The organism is Flavobacteriales bacterium, assembly GCA_020435415.1.
Lineage (GTDB): Bacteria > Bacteroidota > Bacteroidia > JACJYZ01 > JACJYZ01 > JACJYZ01.
Genome location: JAGQZQ010000141.1, coordinates 1 through 5,295 on the forward strand (window position 1 = coordinate 1; position 5,295 = coordinate 5,295).

Annotated in this window: 5 protein-coding genes; all 5 read right to left on the reverse strand. The window is 47.0% G+C overall.

The window, feature by feature from the left end; all coding sequences use genetic code 11:
• Positions 1-88: 88 nt before the first annotated feature.
• Positions 89-454, reverse strand: a complete 366-nt coding sequence (locus KDD36_14615; GenBank protein ID MCB0397882.1) for a cation transporter — start codon at positions 452-454, stop codon at positions 89-91.
• 116 nt (positions 455-570) lie between these two features.
• Entirely contained in the window at positions 571-2,796 is a 2,226-nt protein-coding gene (locus KDD36_14620) for a TonB-dependent receptor (protein ID MCB0397883.1), read from the reverse strand.
• Positions 2,797-2,852: 56 nt separating this feature from the next.
• Positions 2,853-3,221 (reverse strand): hypothetical protein, encoded by a 369-nt coding sequence (locus KDD36_14625; GenBank protein MCB0397884.1) that lies wholly within the window; start codon positions 3,219-3,221, stop codon positions 2,853-2,855.
• Positions 3,218-3,808 (reverse strand): DUF255 domain-containing protein, encoded by a 591-nt coding sequence (locus KDD36_14630; GenBank protein ID MCB0397885.1) that lies wholly within the window; start codon positions 3,806-3,808, stop codon positions 3,218-3,220. The genes KDD36_14625 and KDD36_14630 overlap by 4 nt, the downstream gene beginning before the upstream one ends.
• A gap of 81 nt (positions 3,809-3,889) precedes the next feature.
• The coding region (locus tag KDD36_14635) for a peptide MFS transporter (GenBank protein ID MCB0397886.1) at positions 3,890-5,295 on the reverse strand (1,406 nt) is incomplete at its 5' end.

Here is a 5,295-nt window from a genome sequence, read left to right on the forward strand (position 1 = left end):
ATTTTCTATCCCGTAGGTACGGGAGGGATAACCCCAACTAAATACAGATAGTTCGGCTCGTTCCTCACCTCCTACTGTATAAGTTGGATTAATCTTCATGATGGCCATCTTTTTGGCAGCAATGCGGGAGTTTAGCATAGGCTTTCTCGTCTGCCTTCACATCGTCTGCGTCATAACCTGCCGCTGATATGGCTTTTCGAAGTTCATCGGCTGAGGTTTTATCCGGGCGAAAAATAACGGTAAGCTCCTTTGTGTCTGCGTTGAATTCATAACTCCGGGTACCTTTTACAAACTTCACTGCCTTTTCAATTCTCTCCTGGCACATGTCACAAACCGCTGAGGTTTTAATGACCACCGTATCGGTTTTGCTTTCCTGCGCATTCGCAAAAATTCCTATCATCATGAATGCCCACAGGGCACCCAAAGTGACTGAGATGTTTTTTGTTTTTTTCATAATAACATGGTTTATGATTATTGGGAAAGTAGACATTTGACATTAGAAAATGGTCAATGTATAGTGTCTTATGTCCAATGTCTATTGTCTTATGTCTATTGTCCAAAGTCTAATGACTAATTAAACGTCTTCCTGATCCCTGCATACGCATACCGCCCGTTCAGCGGCCCCCATATTAGTGATCCGTCAAAATACGGACCAAAAGGATCGTCGGCTGCAATGATTGGATCCGGTTGTTTAAAGTTGGTAATGTTTTCCATGCCTGCATAGGCTTCCAGCCATTTGAATTCTTTGGTGACTTGAGCAGACAACGTGGCATATCCCGGTGACCGGTTGACACGTCGGTAGGGCAACGGATTGCTTTGCGTTGACGGAATCCTGCTTGACCCGAAAATATTGAGGGTCATATCCACCTGCCATATCTCCCTGGTATCATGCCACGAGCTGTGCACCATCATTCGGTTTTTGGGCGTCAATGCTTTGTCCTGCAATTGTCCACCTGTGGTGACCTGTACGTTATAGCGACGGGCGGCAAGTCTTAACTCCGTTAACGGAAATGGTTCAAAAGTGAAGTCTGCCTGCATGCTATGCGAGAATGATTGCCCATCCAGGTTCCTGAAAAACACCATCTGAGGGTGTTGATCCAGGTCGATGACCACCTGGTTGATAAAGTAGGTATAGTAATAGTCTGCTCCGAGTGAAGCATTTCTGCCCAGGAAAGTAAACTTATGTTGGAGTGACAGTCCCGCAGACCAGGCTTCTTCCAGTTCAGGCGTTGAAGGAACCACCACCTTTCGCCCACTTGTGAATACCACCGGATTTTCCATATATACGTGTGCGCTTCGGAAACCTTTTCCCAATGAAAGTCGGATCGCTGTCAGTTCAGTGGGTTTGTAGTTGGCATGAATTCTGGGGGTAACCAGCCAACCGAACAGGTTGTTATAATCTCCCCGCAATCCGGTGATAACAGAAAAGCGGGTGCTGTCATTCCAGGACCATTCTCCGAAGGCACCGGTTACCCATTCATCCCTGCTGGGCTGTTGCCCTTCAAAATCTTCTTCATAACCATCCCATTGATGACTGATGCCTGCTTTAAATAAATGGTGATGATGATGGGTTGGCTGGTATTGGAAGATGCTGTTGAAGTACACCTGATCATGTAGTCCGTTGTATTTCGAGAGTCCGAAGAGCGACTCCTGCTCGGTGCGTCGGGCTGAAGCTATCAGGCCCAGACTGATTTCCGGTTTGGATGGGAAAAGGAATCCATTCTTGGCAAAGAGCGCATATTGCCGGATGTTGATATCTACCCCGAAACCATTTGGTGTACCTGGTAAATGTTCCGGATCGTAGGTGGTTTGCCCTCCCACGGAATGCCAGTCCATGAATTGTCCTCCTACCTTCATTTCCCGGTTGGTGCCATGGTAGGTCCACCGGTTGATCAGGTTTATCTGAGATGATAATGGGGCATCGAGAAAGCCATCGTCATTTCCATCGACCTTCATGGATGTATTGTGGGCGTGTACCAGGGTCATCGACGACCACTTCTTGCCCTTGGGGGCTGTGAAATAGCCGTTAAGCTCCAGCCTGCCCTGGTGGCTGCCGAAAAGATTGATGAAATAATGATCTGTTTCGGAGGGTTTGAAATATTCCAGGTTGATCTGACCTGAAATGGATTCATAACCATTCAGCACGGACCCGGTGCCTTTGTTCACGCTGATGGACTCGATCCACGGACCGGGAACAAAGGCGAGTCCGTATGCCGATGCCATGCCCCGTATGAGGGGGATGTTCTCAAACATGATCTGGCTGTAAATGCCATCGAGTCCCAGCATCTGAATCTTCTTTGCACCGGATACGGCATCGGAATACACCACATCCACCGATGCGTTGGTCTCAAAACTTTCCGACAGATTGCAGCATGGTGCCTTCTTCAATTCGCTGGAATTGATGTATTGCGTGCCCATGGTGGAGATCGTGGACATGTTGGTGGATTGCTTCCGACCTACCTTTTCCACCACTTCCAGGTCGGTGCTTTTCCGTAAAGAGACCAGGATGGGTTGATCCGGTCGTACCTGGAATGTCAGGGTGTCATTGGTGTACTGGACGTGGCTTATGACAAGGGTGGCCGGATAGGATGACGGTGGCGAGATTTCGAATGCTCCTTCAAAGTTTGTGGCGGTTCCGATCTGTGTGTTCAGCCAGTAAACATTAACAAAGGCGATGGGTTTGCCTGCGCCTTGTGGGTCCTGTTCCGTGACTTTGCCTTTGATGGGTGCCTGTGCCCACACATCAGGCATGATCGTTGAAAGGCACAACGATAATATAAATAGTGATTTGTACATGATACCGAAAATTAAATGGGACGAGAATGAATTGGTGTCCGTAATCCGGTATCAGATCAAATCAGAAATACTTGCAGGAAAGAATGTTGGGTGTGGAAATTGGGTGGTGGGTGCACCAACGCCCGGGAATAGTAATTATGGATCGGGCGTTGTGAAAAAACAAAGGGTTGGTAGATCGTTTGGATCGTAGAAAAGACAGGTGCGAATTGTATAGGTGCATCCAGACTGAATTCAGAGGAAACTTTGAAGAATTCCACCTGATCCTTACAGCATTTCATGTTGCTGCAACATGGATCATGCGGGCCTTTGATGGTGATGACAGAAGTATCCACTTTTTTGCCTCCGCAATAATGGGTTCCCACTGCCACGCCGGACGTCGCAGTAAGGGTGATGAGGCTAAGCAGTATGGATACGAATCGCTTCATTTGTTGACCGGAGCTTCCTCGGTTTTCTTTTGCTGAACAAACTCCTGGTGATATTTGTCCCAGGGTTGGCTCATGTATTTGTTATCGTTAATCCAGTTCAGCATGGATTCCAGTGACGATGCATCCCTGTAGCCTGGAACGATGGTGATCCGGTTGATCTCTTCATCAAAGAAAACAAAGCTGGGGTAGGATGGACGTCCGTTCAGTGCGCTCAGGGCAAACTCATGAATGCCTCTGCTGCCGACATCATCCCTGTATTTAAATACGTGTTCGTTGTATACGAGGGAGTCTTTCTGCTCTGCATCGAACTTTACGGCATAAAAATTTTCGTTCATGTACTTCACCACCTCCGGGTCCCGGAACGTGGTAACATCCATTCGTTTACACCATCCGCACCAACTGGTATAGAAGTCAATGAACATCTTACGCTTCTCTTTCTTGTTGAGCTCCACTGCTTCTTCAAAGGAAATCCAATGGATCAGACCGTTCTCGTCCTGCTTCTCTTTGGTATGATTGACAAAAGCCATGCCTCCCAGCGCCAGGGCGGGAATCATCACGATAAGCAGGCTTTTTTTGAATAAACTCATGATACCTTGTTTATAGGTTTAACTTAAGAACCTATTATAAAGGTACAATTTTCGGGCCCTTTTTTCAAGCCGGACAGAACGTCATTCAACGCCATGCATCATCTTTTTCATCTTTTTGTTAAGCAGGAGCAGGGCAAGTCCTGCCACTGAAGAACTGATCACAAATATGAAGAAGAAGCTGGATATGGAACTCTTGGCGGATATTTCCTTCATGAAACTTCCGACATATCCACCCAGGAAATTGGCCACGAAATTGGATAAATACCATACACCAAACATAAAGGACAGCAAACGTTTGGGTGATAATTTGTTTACAAAGGAAAGTCCAACCGGAGAAAGGCAGAGTTCACCCAATGTGTGAAGCAGGTATGCCAGGATCAGCCAGATCATGCTCACTGAAGCTGTCGTAGCGCCCTGTGGTATGGTGGATGCACCGAATGAGAGCGCCAGAAAACCGGCTGCCAGCAAAAAGAGTCCCATGGCAAACTTGACAGGTCCTGAAGGGTTTCGATTGTTTTTTGTGAGTGCTGTCCACAAATTTGAGAAGACAGGGGCAAAAGAAATGATAAAGAACGCATTCAGGGTTCCGAACCACGATGCAGGAACTTCATGCTCGCCCTCGGCAAAGTTGGCTTTGTTGATCAGGAAGACAATGTACCATATAATCACAAAACTCAATCCTGTGAACAGTATAGTTAGTGGGTACCGTTTTACTATTCTTAGTGTCATTCCCAAGAGAACCCAGGTTAGGATTAGCATCGGTATGACCGTTAGGGCCAGACTAATGAAACGGAATGAAGTAATCTCTCCTGCACTACTGAGTGTTCGGTCTGTGAAATTCTTCGCAAACAATGCCATGGTGCTTCCTGCCTGCTCGAAGGCAAGCCAGAAGAATACGGTAAAGAAGGCCAGTAACGCAATCAAGCCCAGTCGGTCTTTCTCTATCTTGGGATATTTCTTAAGTCGTTGAACAATGGTAATGACCATAATGATACAGAACGGAATCACGGATGCATACTTGGCGCCATCATTGGGGTAGTTAACCGTATTCCATGCAATCAATGTAATCACCAGGAATACAAACGATGCTCCAAGCCAGGTAAAATCCCTTGGGGTAAATGGTATGCGCGTCTCCTGCTGTGCCTCGCTGGATTTGCCTTCGCGCTTAAGACGCGCAGGCTTGAGGCCTATCTGGCCGAATATCTTTTGTCCGAAATAGAACTGCAACATACCAAACAGCATGAAAACCCCGGCACACCCGAAACCGTAACTCCAGCCATGTGTTTCACCGAGCCATCCACAAATCAACATACCCAGGAATGCTCCGGAATTCACACCCATATAAAAGATGGTGTAGGCCGAATCCTTCTTCTTGTTCTCAGGTGGATACATGTTACCAACAATGCTGGCAATGTTGGGCTTGAATAATCCATTGCCCAGAATAAGCAGGGTCAGTCCCAGGAAGAATGTGGCGTGTTCTTCAAAGG

Excerpts from the sequence above, each read along its gene's own strand:
- KDD36_14625 (MCB0397884.1), bottom strand. The coding sequence starts at position 3,221 with ATGAAGCGATTCGTATCCATACTGCTTAGCCTCATCACCCTTACTGCG.
- KDD36_14620 (MCB0397883.1), bottom strand. The coding sequence starts at position 2,796 with ATGTACAAATCACTATTTATATTATCGTTGTGCCTTTCAACGATCATG.
- KDD36_14615 (MCB0397882.1), bottom strand. The coding sequence starts at position 454 with ATGAAAAAAACAAAAAACATCTCAGTCACTTTGGGTGCCCTGTGGGCA.
- KDD36_14630 (MCB0397885.1), bottom strand. The coding sequence starts at position 3,808 with ATGAGTTTATTCAAAAAAAGCCTGCTTATCGTGATGATTCCCGCCCTG.